16 protein-coding genes are annotated in these 17407 nt (G+C 44.9%); 3 read left to right on the forward strand and 13 right to left on the reverse strand.

Annotated elements, in window-relative coordinates:
- Window positions 1–11: 11 nt before the first annotated feature.
- From MHH86_RS20310 to MHH86_RS20350, 9 genes are all read right to left on the reverse strand, one after another.
- Window positions 12–656 carry a YhbD family protein gene (locus MHH86_RS20310; RefSeq protein WP_038572382.1) on the reverse strand — a complete coding sequence of 215 codons (645 nt, stop codon included), beginning with the start codon at window positions 654–656 and terminating at the stop codon, window positions 12–14.
- A gap of 271 nt (window positions 657–927) precedes the next feature.
- On the reverse strand, window positions 928–2775 hold the full coding sequence (locus MHH86_RS20315; RefSeq protein ID WP_076100118.1) for a fibronectin type III domain-containing protein: 1848 nt from the start codon (window positions 2773–2775) through the stop codon (window positions 928–930).
- Between the two features lie 325 nt (window positions 2776–3100).
- Window positions 3101–3709: a 50S ribosomal protein L25 gene (locus MHH86_RS20320; RefSeq protein WP_051491406.1), complete on the reverse strand. Its 609-nt coding sequence runs from the start codon at window positions 3707–3709 to the stop codon at window positions 3101–3103.
- 210 nt (window positions 3710–3919) lie between these two features.
- The gene (locus tag MHH86_RS20325; RefSeq protein ID WP_036685744.1) at window positions 3920–4885 is read right to left on the reverse strand and encodes an oligopeptide/dipeptide ABC transporter ATP-binding protein; all 966 of its coding nucleotides are present in this window, start codon (window positions 4883–4885) and stop codon (window positions 3920–3922) included.
- Entirely contained in the window at window positions 4878–5861 is a 984-nt protein-coding gene (locus MHH86_RS20330; protein WP_076148357.1) for an ABC transporter ATP-binding protein, read from the reverse strand. The genes MHH86_RS20325 and MHH86_RS20330 overlap by 8 nt, the downstream gene beginning before the upstream one ends.
- 11 nt (window positions 5862–5872) lie before the next feature.
- Window positions 5873–6796: an oligopeptide ABC transporter permease gene (gene opp4C, locus MHH86_RS20335; protein WP_036685740.1), complete on the reverse strand. Its 924-nt coding sequence runs from the start codon at window positions 6794–6796 to the stop codon at window positions 5873–5875.
- 16 nt (window positions 6797–6812) lie between these two features.
- Window positions 6813–7766, reverse strand: coding sequence for an ABC transporter permease (locus tag MHH86_RS20340; protein ID WP_036685739.1), 954 nt, complete (start codon window positions 7764–7766; stop codon window positions 6813–6815).
- 64 nt (window positions 7767–7830) lie between these two features.
- Window positions 7831–9579, reverse strand: coding sequence for an ABC transporter substrate-binding protein (locus MHH86_RS20345; RefSeq protein ID WP_036685737.1), 1749 nt, complete (start codon window positions 9577–9579; stop codon window positions 7831–7833).
- 233 nt (window positions 9580–9812) lie between these two features.
- Window positions 9813–10715, reverse strand: coding sequence for a winged helix-turn-helix domain-containing protein (locus MHH86_RS20350; RefSeq protein ID WP_076317320.1), 903 nt, complete (start codon window positions 10713–10715; stop codon window positions 9813–9815).
- 1602 nt (window positions 10716–12317) lie between these two features.
- On the opposite strand from MHH86_RS20350, the gene MHH86_RS20355 reads away from it, so the two are divergent.
- Window positions 12318–12611: a GNAT family N-acetyltransferase gene (locus MHH86_RS20355; protein ID WP_036685732.1), complete on the forward strand. Its 294-nt coding sequence runs from the start codon at window positions 12318–12320 to the stop codon at window positions 12609–12611.
- A gap of 82 nt (window positions 12612–12693) precedes the next feature.
- The gene (locus tag MHH86_RS20360) at window positions 12694–13539 is read left to right on the forward strand and encodes a GNAT family N-acetyltransferase (RefSeq protein ID WP_036685729.1); all 846 of its coding nucleotides are present in this window, start codon (window positions 12694–12696) and stop codon (window positions 13537–13539) included.
- Window positions 13540–13636: 97 nt separating this feature from the next.
- Here MHH86_RS20360 and MHH86_RS20365 read toward each other — a convergent pair whose 3' ends face one another.
- The 4 genes from MHH86_RS20365 to MHH86_RS20380 all read right to left on the reverse strand — a co-directional run bounded on the left by MHH86_RS20365 (window position 13637) and on the right by MHH86_RS20380 (window position 16311).
- Window positions 13637–14404: a hypothetical protein gene (locus tag MHH86_RS20365; RefSeq protein ID WP_076316382.1), complete on the reverse strand. Its 768-nt coding sequence runs from the start codon at window positions 14402–14404 to the stop codon at window positions 13637–13639.
- Between the two features lies 1 nt (window position 14405).
- Window positions 14406–14858 carry a flavodoxin gene (locus MHH86_RS20370; RefSeq protein ID WP_036685726.1) on the reverse strand — a complete coding sequence of 151 codons (453 nt, stop codon included), beginning with the start codon at window positions 14856–14858 and terminating at the stop codon, window positions 14406–14408.
- A gap of 171 nt (window positions 14859–15029) precedes the next feature.
- Window positions 15030–15395 carry a VOC family protein gene (locus tag MHH86_RS20375; RefSeq protein WP_076104466.1) on the reverse strand — a complete coding sequence of 122 codons (366 nt, stop codon included), beginning with the start codon at window positions 15393–15395 and terminating at the stop codon, window positions 15030–15032.
- A gap of 85 nt (window positions 15396–15480) precedes the next feature.
- Window positions 15481–16311, reverse strand: coding sequence for a helix-turn-helix domain-containing protein (locus MHH86_RS20380; RefSeq protein ID WP_076316383.1), 831 nt, complete (start codon window positions 16309–16311; stop codon window positions 15481–15483).
- Window positions 16312–16542: 231 nt separating this feature from the next.
- On the opposite strand from MHH86_RS20380, the gene MHH86_RS20385 reads away from it, so the two are divergent.
- The gene (locus tag MHH86_RS20385) at window positions 16543–17406 is read left to right on the forward strand and encodes a class I SAM-dependent methyltransferase (RefSeq protein WP_036685718.1); all 864 of its coding nucleotides are present in this window, start codon (window positions 16543–16545) and stop codon (window positions 17404–17406) included.
- Window position 17407: the final 1 nt, after the last annotated feature.

Raw genomic sequence — 17407 nt, forward strand, 5'->3', positions numbered from 1 at the left:
ACAGTAACCCCCTATTCAACAAGCTTAAAAGCAAGCTTACCTTTCAATTGTTCTATTACATCTGCACTGAGTATTTTACTGACCAGCTTTACCCCTTCATCGAACCATAACTCCGCTGGTGCCTGAGCCAGAATAAAGGATGACACCCCCATTTTGCGGATAAAAAACAACTCCCAGCTTTCACTCTCAAGATTGGAGGCTTTATTCATTAAGGTTCGAAACAGGAGCTCTGCTTCCTCCATATTCATCTCCCCTGCACTAAGCAGGCGGTCTACAGCCAATAAATAAGTGAGCTGATCGAAGCTATATCCATTCTTGACACCAAGCCTCTCTCCAAATTTCCCCAGTGTCACTGACGAAACAATGTTACGTTCTATAATTTCCGCAGCAGATACACTTACTCTGTCAAAAGAAGCCTTATCTGACAGCTTATCAGCCATTTCATCCAAAGAAAGTCCATCTTTCATATTCACAATATTATCGATACGGGACAAGATCATGTCTTTTGGAAAAAAAGTCTCCTGTCCAGTAAACGTAGATTTACGGATAAACCATTCCTCTGGAATCAACTGCTTCCGCTTCCAGCGGTACAATTGCCCATAGGATATACCGGTTAATTCCAATAGCTGCTTCTTCGAGATCAAATCCTCTTCCATGCTTATCACTCCTTGAAGCCATCGTAACATAACACTGTTACGTTGTAAAACCAATAAAATAAACTCACCTCATACCTACCTACGCTAGTGACCATCGAGTCCTAACGTCTCCCCCAAAGATTTTAAAGCATACCTTAAGAGCAGACCTCCGTCTTGAGAAGGATTTAACGGTTATTCACTATTTTTCCCACAAAAAAAGACTGCCCCCGCCGCTTATAAATGGCAGCATGGAACAGCCTTCTCTTAGAATGATTTTTACGAACTGCTAATCTTACTGAACAAAAGTATAATGTGCTGAATCATATTGCGGGCCGGATTTCTCATAAGTGAACCAGTACTCAATACTGCTGCCAGCGCTTAATCCACTCACCGTCTGCTTCCATGTTCCTGAGTTATTAGTCATCCGGTAATTAAGCTGGGAACCACCGCTAATCTTGTAATGTACATCTACATAAAGAGCACTGGTTACAGGTGTAATATAGATACTCGCCTCTGTAGCAGAAAGTCTCGTTACCCCTGCTGTAAAGTCAGCCGTCACATGATCACCGCCTCCGCTGCCTCCAGTGGAATTAGTAGTAACTGTTGCGGTATTACTAGCGGAGGATAAATTACCTGCTGCATCCGTAGCTTTTACTGTAAACGTATAGGCTGTGCTTGGAGTAAGTCCACTAACAGTAGCTGTAGTTCCCCCCACAGTGGACACCTGCTGTGTTCCGCGATAAACAATATAACCTGTAACGCCAACATTATCGGTAGAAGCGGACCAGGTTAAGCTAACTCCTGTATCCGTCTTACTGGTTACCGTTAGATTAGCGGGAGCGGTTGGCGCGGTTGTATCCCCAGTATTACCACCACCCGTCAAATATTGACCTGTGAATGGATTAAACCGGTGCAGGGACATTATTAACCAGCCTGTGCTGGAAACACAGTTTTGCTGCGCCATCACCCAATAACTGTTGCTGGACCCTTTCAGCGAGTAGGGAATACCCCCGAGCGAAGCACCGCTTGTGCCTTGTTTTTTAATAATCTCTGTATTAATGGCGTCTGCCTTTGAGGCATTGCCTTGCAGATAATAAGCGAGTGACATGAATGCGCTTCCTTCAAACCATACGTCAGCACCCGTATTGCCAATTTGATTTCCGTTATCGTCATACGCCGGCAATACTTCGTCTGTCCAGTCAAAATCGTATCCGGTGAGCGTATTCCCAGCATCATTGTAAGTAAGCGTCTGCTTGTAACGCGGATTTGCTAGTGTTCCCGGGGTGCCGGAGGCATTTTCCACATAGGTTAAGCTTGCGCCGTAGTTATGGGCCCCGGATACGCCTAAAGCTAACACTCCCCAAGGGTTCACGTCTAAAGGTATTTTGGGGTCGATCAGATTTGTATCGTTTTTCCAGCCCCCCTTGAAACGTTTGACAGTGTCATCCCACACATAATTATCCAGGAAGGTTTTGACTCCAGAAGCCGCACTGTTATAAGTGGCTGCCTTTGAGGAATCCACCGAAGCATAATACTGCAATACCCGGTAAATATCGATATTGTGCTCGGTTGAGCTCCAAGGCTCATCGGAATTACTCCAACCACTCCATCCTCCTGCAATACTGCCATTAGCCTTTTTATACTGTAAACTCCAATCGAGTGCTTTAAGTGCCATCGGACGATACCGTGTATCATTATATTGCTTCTCATAAGCCATAGCAGCCATTGCCATCCATACAACGGGTCCTACATGTTTACGGATTTCTTCTCCGAAGCCGTTGTTATACCAATAAGAATTCAGCCAGAAGCCGGAAGGATCTTGAATGTCCCGCATTTTGTTCAAAACCTGCTCTGCCCGCGTCCGTTCACCCTTTACAATAAAGGCGATAGCTGCAACCGCTTGATCATACGTGTATACAATCTGTTTGGGGTTGTTCGGTCCCCAGAAATCTTCAAAGCTATCTACCAGTCCCTCAAAAGCATACCCCGCTGTTGCATCCTGCTGGGCTTTCAACCAGATTAAAGCACGATTTGAAGCGTCACTTGCAGCATCTGCATTCGCTTTTCCACCAAAGGGTAGAGCTACCCCAAGCACCAGCAAACTTGTCATTAAGATCGAAAACAGCTTCCTCATCTTCATAACTTTCCTCCTCTTAATCATGATGAACTAGGCAATGAGAGTTCTTTGAAGCATAAAAACTAAAGCGTTTTCAAACAGCAACAACAGGGACTTTTGAATATTTCACCATGGTAATTGTCCTCATTTTCAGGCTTAGAAACCCGTTCGTCAACGATTTTATGTAAATTTTTAACTAAATGAGGCGAAACAACCAAAATTGCCATTTGAGAAACCATACGAAAGACCAGCATCTTTTTTTATGAATTCATATTTATGAAGGCAAAACAAAAAGAGCAGACAGCTCCTTTATAAGGATTCTATCTGCTCTTTACTATTTATCTCTATACTATTCTGCTTTATCTTCGCCAGCAGTTTCAGCTGCAGCGGGTTCAGCAGTATCTTCTTCTGTTGGCTCTTGCGCTGCTGGAGGTGAAATACGGACAATCAAAGTGTCCTCAGGCGTCAATACTTCCCAGCCTTCATGCTTCGGCAAATCAGATACCAGCAATTGATCACCAATATCTAGTCCACTGATATCCACTTCAAAGGATGCAGCTATTTTATCTGGAAGTGTGCGAATATCCAGCTCATGCAATTCAATTTGTTGCACACCGCCGCTCTTCACACCTACTGGTTCACCTGTAAAGTGGAACGCTACTTTTGTATCCAATTTGGCCTTCATATCAATCTGCTGAAAATCAATGTGCAGCAGTTGTTTGGATATTGGCTGACGTTGGATTTCTTGAATAACCACGTTCTTTTTGCCCGAGTCTGGCAATTCCAAAGTAAGAACAGCCCGTGGGTTGCTGGCTAAAATACCTGAAATTGTCTTAGCATCCGCTGTAAAGGACTGGCTATCTGAACCTGCACCGTACACGACTACCGGTACAAAGCCTTTTCTGCGCTGTGAAGAAGTCGAGCCGGATCTTTCTGTCAAACGTACTGTTGTATTCACGATGATTCCTCCTAAGTAGGGATTTTATACTAGACCGATTAGATATGTACGCCTAACCTAACCACTCTCTAATTACCCCATTGACCTGGCTTTGAAACCTCTCAAGACTTTTGAGCCCAGGCAAAAATAAGGTCAAATTGTATTATTATACAATTCAACATTAATTATTCATGTCTTAGGAGTAAATCATTGCTATATTTGTGACAACTATCAAACTAAATGACAAGCTACAAAATGGTTACTGCCAACATCACGAAATACCGGGATTTCAGATCTGCAAACCTCTTGCGCAAAGGGACAACGGGTATGGAATTTACAGCCAGAAGGCGGGTTCACCGGACTCGGAATATCTCCCTTAAGTACAATCCTTTCCCTTTTCAGCTTTGGAATAGGAATCGGAACAGCCGACAGCAGCGCTTTGGTATACGGGTGGAGCGGATTCTTAAACAGTTCATCTCTTGAAGCCGTCTCCATCATAGAGCCCAGGTACATGACACCGATTCTTGAACACAAATGCTCCACAACACTCAGGTCATGGGAGATAAACAAATACGTTAACCCTCGACTCTGCTGGAGCTTACTGAATAAATTAATAATCTGTGCTTGGATGGAAACATCCAGTGCTGAAACTGGTTCGTCTGCAATGATCAGCTCAGGATTCAAAACAAGCGCACGGGCGATCCCGATCCGCTGCCGCTGCCCCCCGGAGAATTCATGCGGAAAGCGATCAATATGATAAGAAGATAAACCGCAAGCCGCTAGCGCTTCAAGCACCAGATCTCGCACCTCGGACCTTGAGCATAAACCATGATCCAGTAAAGCTTCACCAATGGCATCACCTATACGAACCCGTGGGTTAAGAGAGCTATAAGGATCTTGGAAGATCAACTGCATTTGGGGCCTAATATTGCGTAATTCAGCAGGAGACAGGGAGTGAATGTCTATCCCTTTGAATTTGATCTCACCTGCCGTTTTATCCGTTAGCCGTAAAATCGTCCGTCCGACTGTACTTTTGCCGCTCCCAGATTCCCCTACAAGCCCAAACGTCTCCCCAGGTTGAAGTGTGATGCTAATATCGTCAACAGCCTTTACATGCCCAACGGTTCGGTTAAGCAGCCCCTTAGTAACAGGGAAATATTTCTTTAAATGATTGACCTCAAGCAGTGCCTCAGGCATGAACAACCGCCTCCTCATACAACCAGCAAGCTACCTTTTGTCTGCTGGCCACCTCTTTAAGCAGGGGCTGCTGGCTGACACATACAGGCATGCAATGCTCACAGCGGTCATGAAAATAACAAGAGGGCACCAGCTCAAGCGGATTTGGCACTTGACCTGGAATGGAATACAGCTCATCCTGTCGCTGATTGATTACCGGCTTCGATTTGAGCAGCCCTTTTGTATAGGGATGTTTGGGGTTGTTGAACAATTCAACAACTTCCCCCTCCTCCACAATCTTTCCGGAATACATAACAATCACATAATCGGCCATCTCTGCCACTACGCCAAGATCATGGGTGATTAGTAGAATGGACATGCCCGAGCTATCTTTAATTTCACGCAGCATATCCAGAATTTGCGCTTGAATCGTTACATCCAGCGCCGTGGTCGGTTCATCAGCAATCAAAAGTTTTGGACTGCAGGCAATGGCAATAGCAATCATGATCCGCTGCAGCATACCTCCACTTAATTCATGCGGGTAACTATCAGCAATTTGCTCTGGTCGTGATATGCCTACCTGCTTAATCAGTTCAATCGCCCGGATACGCGCCTGTTTCTTGTTCATCTTCAGATGTACAATCAGCGGCTCCATGATTTGCTCACCGATCTTGATTACAGGATTAAGGGAGGACATGGGCTCCTGAAAGATCATCGCGATTTCATTCCCGCGGATGGTTCGCAGTGTGTTTTTGTCCATTTTCAACAAATCCTCACCCTGAAAATCAATTTTCCCTTGGGCTACCTTGCCCCCGGGTTCCTCAACAAGCCCCATGATGGACATCGCGGTCACGCTTTTGCCGCAGCCCGATTCTCCAACGATACATACCGTCTCTCCCTCGCGAACACGGAAGCTTACATCATCAACGGCTTTCACTTTTCCTTCTTCCGTGAAGAAGTATGTACTTAGACCGTCTATATTCATTAAATCACTCATCTGAGGGTCACCTACCTCTTCTGTTTAGGATCAAGCACGTCCCGGAGTCCGTCTCCAAAGATATTGATCGCGATCACTGTCGCAAAAATCGATAACCCTGGTGGAATCCACAGCCACGGCCGATCCTGAAAGTCGATCATATTATTCGCAGCATCAATCATATTGCCCCAGGTTGGAGTTGGCGGCATAACACCTAGCCCAAAAAAGCTAAGAACCGATTCACTCAATATAGCGCCACCGATGTTAAGGGTAGCCATAACGATCAGCAACGGAACGATATTCGGCAGCAAATGATTAAATAATTTACGCCGATCACGGAGGCCTAATACTACCGCCGCCTGCATAAACTCACGTTCACGCAGGCTAAGCATTTGCCCCCGTACCATACGTGCCATACCCGGCCAGCTAACAATACTAAGCATCAGCATAACGATATACATCCGATAATCCGTTGGAATCTTCCACTCCGATAATAACGCACCAAAAATAAAGAGCAGTGGCAGACTCGGGACCGTCAATAAAAGATCCGCAATCCGCATAATGATTTGATCGGCAATACCGCGGTAATACCCAGCAATAGCCCCCAAAAGAGCACCGATAAACACCGAAAGAACCATTGATGCTAGTCCTACGGTCAGTGAAATGCGCCCCGCCTGCATTACCCGGGTCAGAATATCTCTGCCCAATGCATCAGTGCCCAGCCAATGCTTCATATTGGGTGCCTTGTTCATCATAGCCATATTAATTTTGTTATCCGTATAAGGTGAGAACAGCGGACCAATAAAACAAAGCGCAAACATAAAGATCACCACCACAAATCCGGATACCGCCAGCTTGTTCTTCAGCAACCTCCGCATGGATTGCCGGAATAAAGAGGATTTTCCTTTGGTGGTCTGCGGCTTCGCGATCCCAGCTACATTACTTTGAACTGCCACGTCAGCTTCCTCCTCTCTATAGCCGAACTCTAGGATCGGCAATCCGGTACAAAACATCCGAAAGCAACGTTCCTATGACGGTAAGTATGGCAATAAACATCGTAAAGCCCATCAGCAAAGGATAATCCCTTAGTCCGAAGGACTGCATATACAGTTGGCCAATCCCAGGCCAATTGAATATTTTCTCAATAATAAGTGATCCGCCAAATAGTGCTGGAAGCTCAAAACCAACCAGTGTAATTGCGGGCAGCAAGGCATTACGTAAGGCGTGTGTAAAGAGCACCTTGCGTTCTTTTAGGCCTTTGGCGCGTGCCGTACGGATATAATCCTGTTTTAAGACATCAATCATATTGCTGCGGAAATAACGGGTGAGCGAACCTAATCCCAGAAGGGTCATAACTACAACCGGAAGGGTCATATGCATTACGATCTCCTTAAAGTAAGCCAAACCCGTAGCATTACTACCCGTGGTGATTATTCCACCTGGAGGCAGCCACTTGAGATCGACGGCCAGGATTTTGATCAGGAATAAGCCTATAAAAAATGACGGCAGCGACATTGCTGCAAATATAGCGATCATCACTAGTGTATCGAACCAGGAATATTGCTTATAGGCAGAGATGACGCCAATAATGACCGCAATCACCCACGTTAGAAACGTAGATACGGCAGCCAGCAAAAAGGAATTCCAAATATAATCATTAAAAAGCTGCAGCACAGGCTTTTGTTGAGCTAAGGAATACCCGAAATCACCATGCAGCGCATTCTTCATCCAGATCCCATACCGTTCAAGCACAGGCTTGTTTAAGCCGTAGATTTCACGAAGCTCAGCTTTGCGTTCAGCGGTCAATTTAATATTTCCGGTTATGAAATCACCGGGAGTTGAAGCATACAGACAGAAGATCAATAATGATGCCGCAAATAAGATGATGACCATGTACAACAGTCTTTTCGATAAATAAGCGCTCATGACAGACTCCTTATGATTCGTCCCCTGCCCTTGAATCCAGTCAGGGCAGGGGACACTGGTTTATTTATTTCAGGCTCCAAGTTGGCAGACTGCCAGCAAGACCGATGAACGGGCTGACCGAGAGATTCTCAATACGTCCGTTATAGGCGTATACTGTCTTTTTATAACTTGTAAAAATAATAGGCAGTTCATCATTGAAAAGCTGATACAGCTCTTTATATACCGCTTTGCGTGCCTCAATATCAGTAGTGGCCAAGGCTTTGTTGTACAGCTCTAGGAATTTCGGATTGTCATAATCCGTGATTTCTCCATCGAAGAATTGCATGAACCCGTCAGACGGATCAGTCAACATGCTTGTGGAGAAGGATACGAGATCATAGTCCCCACCTTCTACTTTCGATACCAGTGAGTTAAAGTCTGCGAAAACCTCAGGCTGGAATTCGATACCCAGCGCTTCAAAATTCTCTTTAGCTACAGCGATGAAAATATCTGTGTTTTTGCTCTTCGAACCGAGGTAATGGATGCTCAGCGGTTTGCCATCTTTTTCACGGATCCCCCCCGCGCCTACCGTCCAGCCAGCTTCATCGAGCAATTGTTTTGCTTTTTCCGGATCATATTTGTAAGGATTAATACCTTCCTCAGTGTAAGACCAGGAAATCGGCGATGCCGGGATGTTGGCAATAGAACCTGCACCTTGTGCTGCATCCACATAAATACTCTGACGATCCAAACCGTACACAATAGCTTGACGTACAAGCTTATCCTTGAGCTGCTCATGCTTGAGGTTAACTTGCAAGTAACCATAGGTACTTGGAGTGTATGGAATAATATTCACAAAACCAAGTGCTTTCAGCTTCTCGATATTCTCGTCTGTCGCACTAAAGGAAGCGTAGTCCACTTCACCAGTTTCTACGAACTGCCATACGTCGCCTTCCGTAGTTTTGTAGATGAAATGCTCCGTCTTTGGTTTACCTTTGAAATAATTCTCATTCGCTACAAAACGCACTTCTTGACCTGGAATAAATTTTTCCAGCTTGTAAGGTCCATCGCCAAGTGGCTTCTCATGCAGCTTTTTAATGTATTCAAGATTTCCAATTTTATAGTCCTTGCCATAGTAAGCTTTCGATAGTACATTCGAGCCGAGCTGTACCAGCGCCGTTGCGTTTGGTTGCTCAAGGGTTGCTGAGATCGTCTGTGGATCAATTACTTTAATGCCCTCAACTGTAGGGGATGTACCTTCCTTATAGGCTTTGCCGCCTTTAACATTTAGCGATGGAAGCTGGGAGCTACCGTCATACGATTTGTCGTATTGGATCGTCCATGTAAATGCCACATCATCCGCTGTTAACGGTGAACCGTCGCTGAATTTCAAATCTTTTCTCAAGTGGAACGTGTATGTAAGCTGATCATCCGAAACATCCCAGCTCTCCGCAAGCTCCGGCGTTGGAACGCCTTTGTCATCAACAGTTACGAGAGAAGCGTATAGCAGTGAAGAGACATTGCCATCATAACCACTTTGTTGAAAATAAGGAGTGAACGCTCCGCTTGGGTCCGTAAGCCCAACGATAATGGTATCTGTACGTTTCTGGGCCACCGCTGGAAGTTTGGATAAATCCGTGGCAGTAAAAGGTTCGCTTAGAGCACCCGCAGGAACAATCTCTGGTGCAGTGGTTGCTTCCACATTGGTTGAATTGGAGCCTGCAGCCGCATTGTTTGCGGATGAGGATTCGTTATTACTGTTATTAGCGCAAGCAGAAAGTAACAGTGACCCCGTAAGCAGTAATGAAGTGATTACAATCGCATTTTTTCTCATGTACCTATCTCCCTTTTCTCTCTGATAGAATAATAACTATAATTCCTACCCGTTAAGTATGAATAACATCTGATGTTCATTATAGAAAGGTTTTCGAGTTCTGTAAAGAGAGAACTTCAAAAAAATTCTCCATAAACAGAATTAGGCGATAATTAAAACAAATAAAAAAGCCAAAACCCCTCTCTGCATAAGAGAAGCCCTGGCTTTCAGACGGTTATTTTTTTTCGAAATCATTATTTCAAATACTCGAATAGCTGCTCGTTCATCCGATGAATACCTTCAAGACGCAGACTGTATCCGGTGACATTCTCTCCTTCAATATAGGCATGAAGCAAACCTGCACAACGAAGATTAAAAATATGATCATGCACAATCCCCTTCGAGATCCCCGCATGCTTAACAATTTCGGTAAACGTCTTACGGCCATCACTAAGGGCTTGGAGGATTTTTAGCCGGCTTTTTTCACTCAGACTACGGATCGCTCTGTACATAAAAGGGGAGATTTCCTCATTCTCCATCGATATCCACGCCGCATAATGGCAGATCGTTAATTCCCCATAGCAATAGATAATATTAGCAGGCTGAAAATGATACTGTGGAATCAGTACGAGCTTCTTAAGCCCATCCGTAGGCATGAAGTAAAATCCGTTGGTCGTCTTGTTCACGAAATCCGCAGTGTCCAGTTCATTAAGCTCCGTGTTCTTCGAATCCGCATGCTGCTGCAGTTTGCTCAAAATCGCAGGATTGCATTGGCTAAAGTACTGGCGGTTCCACTCGGAAAGTAAAAATACTACGCGGTTACGGTAATCCTCCATATGGCTTGGAAATACCTTTACATACTTTGATAAGGTCTCATATAACTCACCAACCGATAACCCTTCAATCCAGTTCAACACCCTGTCTACATCATCTTTAAATGGACAACAGTAAATGAGCAGATTCAACATTTTCCACTCATTGTTTAGTTCGGTTTCTTTCAGACGGGATAACAGCTCTTCACTGAGCGTGCTTTCAATTTCATTAGCCCACGCTACCCCTAAATCAATCTTCTTATAGGATTTTTTGCAGAGATAAGTATGTAAGCTGTTCAACAATTCATAAATCGATCCAAATTCAACCTCAACCTTGTATTCCACAATGATTCCTCCTGCTAGCGGTTCTTTTCAGTAGTGAGATATTCTCTTAATCTTATTGTATTATCCTGAGAATACGCAAGCTACTCTATAAACGGGAGTGTATAAAAATTCATTAGCTGCTGTTTCAGCACCGAATTTTCTGCATTGCACGCTGGTTTAGCTGTCATTTCCGCGAGCGTGGGCGCTATCGGACACAGCTGAGCTTGTGCTAATAGCGTCTGCTCGATCCGCTGGCTTCAGCGGGAGATCAGGACTCTGCGCTATCGGACATAGTTGACCTTGTGCTAATAGCGTCTGCTCGATCCGCAGGCATTAGTGGGGAATTAGGACTCTGGTCCGCAAGCTTCTGCGGAGGAATAGGTTCCTACGCAATCTGACACAGTTGACTTATGCAAATAACGTCTGCTGGGTCCGTAGGCTTCAGCGGGAGATCAGGACTCAGCTCTATCGGACTCAGTTGACCTAATTCGCAGTATTATCTCCTTTTCAGCATGCTATCGGACTCCATAGGCACTATGGGCATTAAAAATACCTATTTCATGCCTATTCCAGAAGAATAGCTGCACTGGGGTCCGAAAATTTACTCTAACGGCTAAATATGTGCAAATAGCGTCTGCTGGGTCCGAAAGCATCAGTGGGAAATTAGAACTCTGGTCCGAAAGGTTCTGCGGAGAATTAGGATCCTACGCTATCGGAAACCTATCGGACACGTTGACCTTATTCGCAGTATTATCCTCTTTTTTGCGTGCTATCGGACTCCATGGGTGCTATTGGCATAAAAAACACCTATTTCGTACCTATTCCAAAGAATTAGCTGCTATGATGTCCGAAAATTTACTCAAAAGACTAAAAATGTGCAAATAGCGTCTGCTGAGTCCGAAAGCATCAGTGGGGAATTAGGACTCTGGTCCGTAAGCTTCTGCTAAGGATTAGTATCCTACGCTATCGGACACAGTTGACGTTATTCGCAGTATTATCCCATTTTTTGTGAGCAATCGGACTCCATAGGCGCTATTGACACTATAAATGCCTATTTCGAGCCTATTCATAAGGAATAGCTGCACTGGTGTCCGAAACTTTGCTCAAACGGCTAAATATGTGCAGATAGCGTCAGCTGGGTCCGAAAGGTTCTGCGGATAGGAAAACCAAGGGTTCGGAAGTTCGTGGTTACGGGGTTACGGGGTTACGGGGTTACGGGGTTACGGGGTTACGGGGTTACGGCATTCCAGGGTTACGGGTTCCGGCGTTCCAGGGTTCCGGCATTCCGGGGTTACGGGGTTACGGGGTTACGGGGTTCTGGCATTTCGGGGTTACGGGGGTCCGGGGGTTCCGGGGGTTCCGGGGGTTCCCAGCGTTCCCAACGTTCCCAGCGTTCCCAGTTTTCAGCTTACCAAAACAAATACTTGAAGTTAGTTAACTCTCACTTGCTATATTCTGCTTGACCAAGTTGCCCACATGAACAAAAAATACAGCGCAGCGATCCACGGGTAACAAGGAAAGCAACATTCAGCCCGAAGAACAATCAATCTGGTTCGTTCCTCGCTTTTTGCAATTCATGGTAGTAAAATATAGGCAATAACTAATTAGGAGTGAAGCCATAAGATGCAAATTCAAAATGAAAACGGACGTTTTTTTGTTGCTAATGACGGTAAGGACCTTGCCGAAATCACATACAGTTTGGATAAAGAAACCGGGGAATTGGTCATTGACCACACTCGTGTCTCCGAAGAACTGCGCGGTCAAGGTACTGGACAAGAGCTTGTACGTGCTGTTGTGGACAAGGCTCGGAATGAGAATTTAAAAATTGTACCCGTGTGCTCCTATGCTGCGCATCAATTTGAGAAGCACCCGGAGTACAAAGACGTGCTGAGCGGGAATACTGGCGGGAGAGCTTAAAACCTGCTCCCGTTTCCGCGAAGCTTTTTTAGTAACTATGCGAACTTATAATAGTTCAAATACACTTTAGGGGGAAACGGGTTTGACGACTGCCGACACTTTTAAGAATATTGAGGAATTGCAACAACGCTGTGAGCAATATGAAGGAATCTCATTAAAACTGAATTGGGATATGCTCCGCCAGCCATCAAGCGCAGGTGATACGGAATGGCTTGTGACTTATGAGGACGAATTACTGGTCGGTTTCTTGGGACTCTATGGTTTTGGAAGCGATATGGAGGTCTGTGGCATGGTTCGGCCAGGCTACCGTCGACGCGGAATCTTCACCTCTCTGTGGAACCGAGCACAAACCATAATCAAACGCAATAAAGTCTCTACTCTTCTTCTAAATGCACCCGCCGCTTCTTCATCTGGAACTGCTTTCCTGCAAACCTTGCCTCTACAGTTCAATCACGCTGAATATCAAATGAAATGGGATGGGAATTCCATGGTTTCTTCTGATGTTAGCTCAGCAACAGGGACTGTGGTCTTACGGCCAGCTCGTGAAGAAGAGGCACACATTCTGGTCGAACTGGATTGTGGAGGTTTTGATATGAAGACAGAAGATGCTGCCGAGCAGTATGAGTTGCACAAACAGGAAGGTATGCAAGAGAATATTATGATCGAGATGGACGGCAGGCCTGTTGGGAAAATGCGAGTGTGGACTGAAGATAATGAATCCTGGATCTATGGATTTACAGTCGACAAAAAGCTACGTGGGCTTGGCATTGGCCGCAGCGCCCTTCTTCAGACCATCGAACGAGAGCGCCAAAATTATAATGGTGTAAATCTGGAGGTCGCACTGGATAATCCCAATGCACTTAAGCTGTATGAGAGCTGCGGCTTTGTCATTCAGAATAAACAGGATTATTACCGATTTATCGGCTAATCCCCCGACCTAACTCTTGAGATTTTAATAAAGCAGTAACAATAAGACCTCCTTACTTGCTGGTGTTCTAACCTGCAGATAAGGAGGTCTATATTTATTATAGTAAATAATTCGCTTCGCCTCTCTCATTTCTACGATCGCTGCAGCTTAAGGAACCGTCAGCTAACACTTCACGCTCAAGAAATACGGATAACAAACGCACATAATCCAGTGACTCCATAAGCGAGATTGCCTCTCCAGCAAAGCAGTATTTACGTCCATCCAGCAGCGAGAAAACTTCCACGGTCTCCGCTGGCTCACCATAAGCATGATGGCAAAAAACATTGGCCATATGCATAAATCCAGTGATGATATCCTCATTGCCATTAACCATAAACTTCTGAATGTTCACGCTCCGGCCACTTTTTGAAGAGTTCCAAGCCAGCTGCGTAATCATCGATAACTCCAAATTCAGCGCTGGAACTGGGACATGCCACTGTTCATATAACATCACTGGAATCTCCTGTAGATGATTGCTTGAAACGATACGCATAAGCTCATCAGCTACACTCGTTTTGATATCCCAATATTGCAAAAGGGAGGGAAAAGCATCTCCCCTAGGAGGCCACCGGCGTTCTAACAGAAATTGTATAGGTGTCTCTCTTCGCACTTCCGGCAGCAGACTATAGAAGTCATTAAGTGTATGCCCCACAGCATAATGAACCTGCTGGCGCCAGCGTGGGAGCCCCGTCGCTGGAGCTCCGCTAGCTAAATTCTCAGTCCCGCCCAGCATAATATGCTCCATGCGATAATCGTGCAGCCGTTTATACGGAGGGGTATGTACATCCCTTGGTTTGTTAAACCAACTTCCCACTGGCCCACCCATCTTAGGTTACCGCCATACAGACTTCGATAAATTGACGGCCGAATTGACGGCAGGCTTCTTTTTCGGCAGCATTAGGGCCATACTCAATCTTTAGGCTATCTTGCAAAATGACTGCTCCACGCTCCTTTAACTTCTCCTCGATAACATCCACTGCCCCACAATAAATGGCGTAGCCTGTATCCCCACTACCAAAAACTGCTGACTTCATGGCAGTCAAATCAAGTTCATCCATCTCCTCATAGAAATCAAGAGATTCATCCGGCAACTCTCCGTCTCCCCAAGTATATGCCCCTAGCAGAACGCCTTCATATGATTTTATCTCAATCGCATTACATTCAGTGACCGACTTCAAAACAGCCTCACCGCCTGCTTGGCGTATTCCTTCTACAATCAATTCAGCCATTTCTTCAGTGTTGCCAGTTAAACTAGCATATGCCACAAGCACTTTAGCCATAAACTCCTGTTCCTCCCCTACTAACACCTTAAATTTAAATCATATACGCTTCACCTCATTCTATTTGATAATGATTATCATTGTCAATAAATAAAGTTAAAAAAACGCAAACTCCCCGTTATTACACACGGTTGAAGTTTGCGCTCCGTCTCATTTTTCTTAAAAAGAAGCTTAATAAGCACCTTCCAGCAAGGTTATGTGATTCCCATCAGGATCACGAAAATTCATTTCTTTACCGCCATATTCCATCGTAACAGGTGGCTGACAATCCAGTCCCTTAGCTTTCAACTGCTCGTATGTCTCATCAAGATTATCACAGCCGAATACTAAATTAACAAAACCTGTCGTAAGATTTTCCCACTTTGCAGCATCCCAAATAATAATTCCCGGCTGTTTCTTGTCAAAACCAAGCTTTGCCCCGTCGAAATTACCGTAGCCTTCGAAAGGCATAGGAATTCCCAGTACCTCCGTATAAAATTTAGCTGACGCCGCAGTATCTTTAGTGTAAATGTTAGTCCCTTCAAAAGACGAAATCATAACTTGTCCCCTCTCATTTTCATAATATGTCTCATTTCTTACATGGGTTTAGTCTAACAAGGTTAACACGCTTTGTATTGCAAAATTACGACATTCTTCGGCCTGCATAGACCAAGGCTTCAAGTGGGGTTCTTCCTGCATATTTTTTGAAATTATTGATAAAATGGGACTGGTGACTGTAACCATACGCGAAAATAAGATCCTGCATATTCTTTGTCTGCCCAGGTAAATGACACATCTCCCGCCATACATTCTGAAACCGCACGAGATCTGCTGTTTTTTTGGGCGATACACCTATATATTCTTGAAAAAGCCGTTCAAGTTGTCGTCTGCTTAAATTAGAACTGGTCTCCAAATCCTCAGAGGTCACAATCCCTTTTTGTTTTACCATAGTATAGACTGCGTTCATCATCCGATCGTTAGTCCGCCCTCTACGCTCAAGACGACGAAGCAGATAGGCTTCAGCGGCTGCAATCCTTTCGTCCATCGAGTTTACTTTCTCCAATAGATGACCAAGCTCTTTTTTAAAAGTGCCAAAATAATGTTCTACATCGACATGTGCATTCAAGACATTCCGCAGATGATCATCTGCAAAAAAATGAACCGCCCAGAAATGAAACCGGATACCAAAGGTTGAACTCCCCCCTGGCTTTCCGTCTGAAGAGACTTCAAATGGAGTGTCATTGATACCGGAGAAAAAAGTGTTTGTATTGCCTGATTCTCTATCCAAATCCCAAATAATATCCATACAGGTATCCGGAATTATTGTCTCCGTCTCAGGTTGTTGTATAGACTCCACATCTACAGAACCCCAAAAACAGCGAATAAACGGCTGCAAGGCATGGCTGGGCAGAAACTCACTAGTGTGGTTGGGTTTTGCAGTTATAGGGAAATACAGCGGTGAGAGATTGAACATAGCTTTAGTTCTCCGATCGTAAATAGGGTAAGAACTCTACTATCTGATCATACACAATCAAGTCTTGCAGCACCAGTTGAATAGCCGCATAAGCATGGGAATATTATACACCTCATTAGCATTGGACAAAATAATTGGTGAAGCTGGCTGAGGCGTAATTTGTTTGTAGCAATCAGGTGAAATGTTGTACAATAAAGGCTAAATGAATTTTTTTGAAGGATGGATTAAATCATGTATATAGCGAGCGATTGGAAAGACTATGAAGTAATTGATACAGGCGGTGGAGAAAAGCTCGAACGCTGGGGCGATATTATCTTGCGTCGTCCTGATCCACAGATTATTTGGCCTCTAAATAATGAGACCGCTAAATGGCGTGATGTGCACGGACATTATCACCGTTCCTCCGCTGGTGGCGGACAATGGGAAATGAAAAAAACCATTCCGGACGATTGGAAGATTAGCTATGGTAAATTAAAATTCCACTTACGTCCTACAAACTTCAAGCATACAGGACTATTCCCTGAACAAGCAGCCAACTGGAGCTGGATGATGGACAAGATTGCAGCGGCTAACCGTCCAATCTCAGTGCTGAATCTTTTTGCTTACACAGGTGGAGCTACTGTGGCAGCGGCGAGTGCCGGTGCGTCTGTCGTTCACGTGGATGCAGCCAAAGGTATGGTGCAGTGGGCGAAAGAAAACGTTCAGCTGTCTGGTCTTGGAGAACGTCCAGTCCGCTTTATCACGGATGATGTATTCAAGTTCGTACAACGTGAACAACGCCGCGGCAGTAAATATGACGCGATTATTATGGACCCTCCTTCTTACGGAAGAGGACCTGGTGGAGAAATGTGGAAGCTTGAATCAAGCTTGTACCCTTTCCTTGAGAGCTGTATGGAGATTATGAGCGACAACCCTTTGTTCATGCTCATTAATTCCTACACCACTGGTATTTCTCCAACTGTACTGCGCAACATGTTGTCCATGACCATGGGCAAACGTTATGGCGGAAAGCTTACCTCCGGCGAAATCGGTCTTCCGATCACCTCCTCCGGCATGAACCTGCCATGTGGTATCCTGGGTCGCTGGGAGGCGTAAG

Source organism: Paenibacillus sp. FSL F4-0097, assembly GCF_038593125.1.
Classification (GTDB): Bacteria; Bacillota; Bacilli; order Paenibacillales; family Paenibacillaceae; genus Paenibacillus_AQ; species Paenibacillus_AQ odorifer.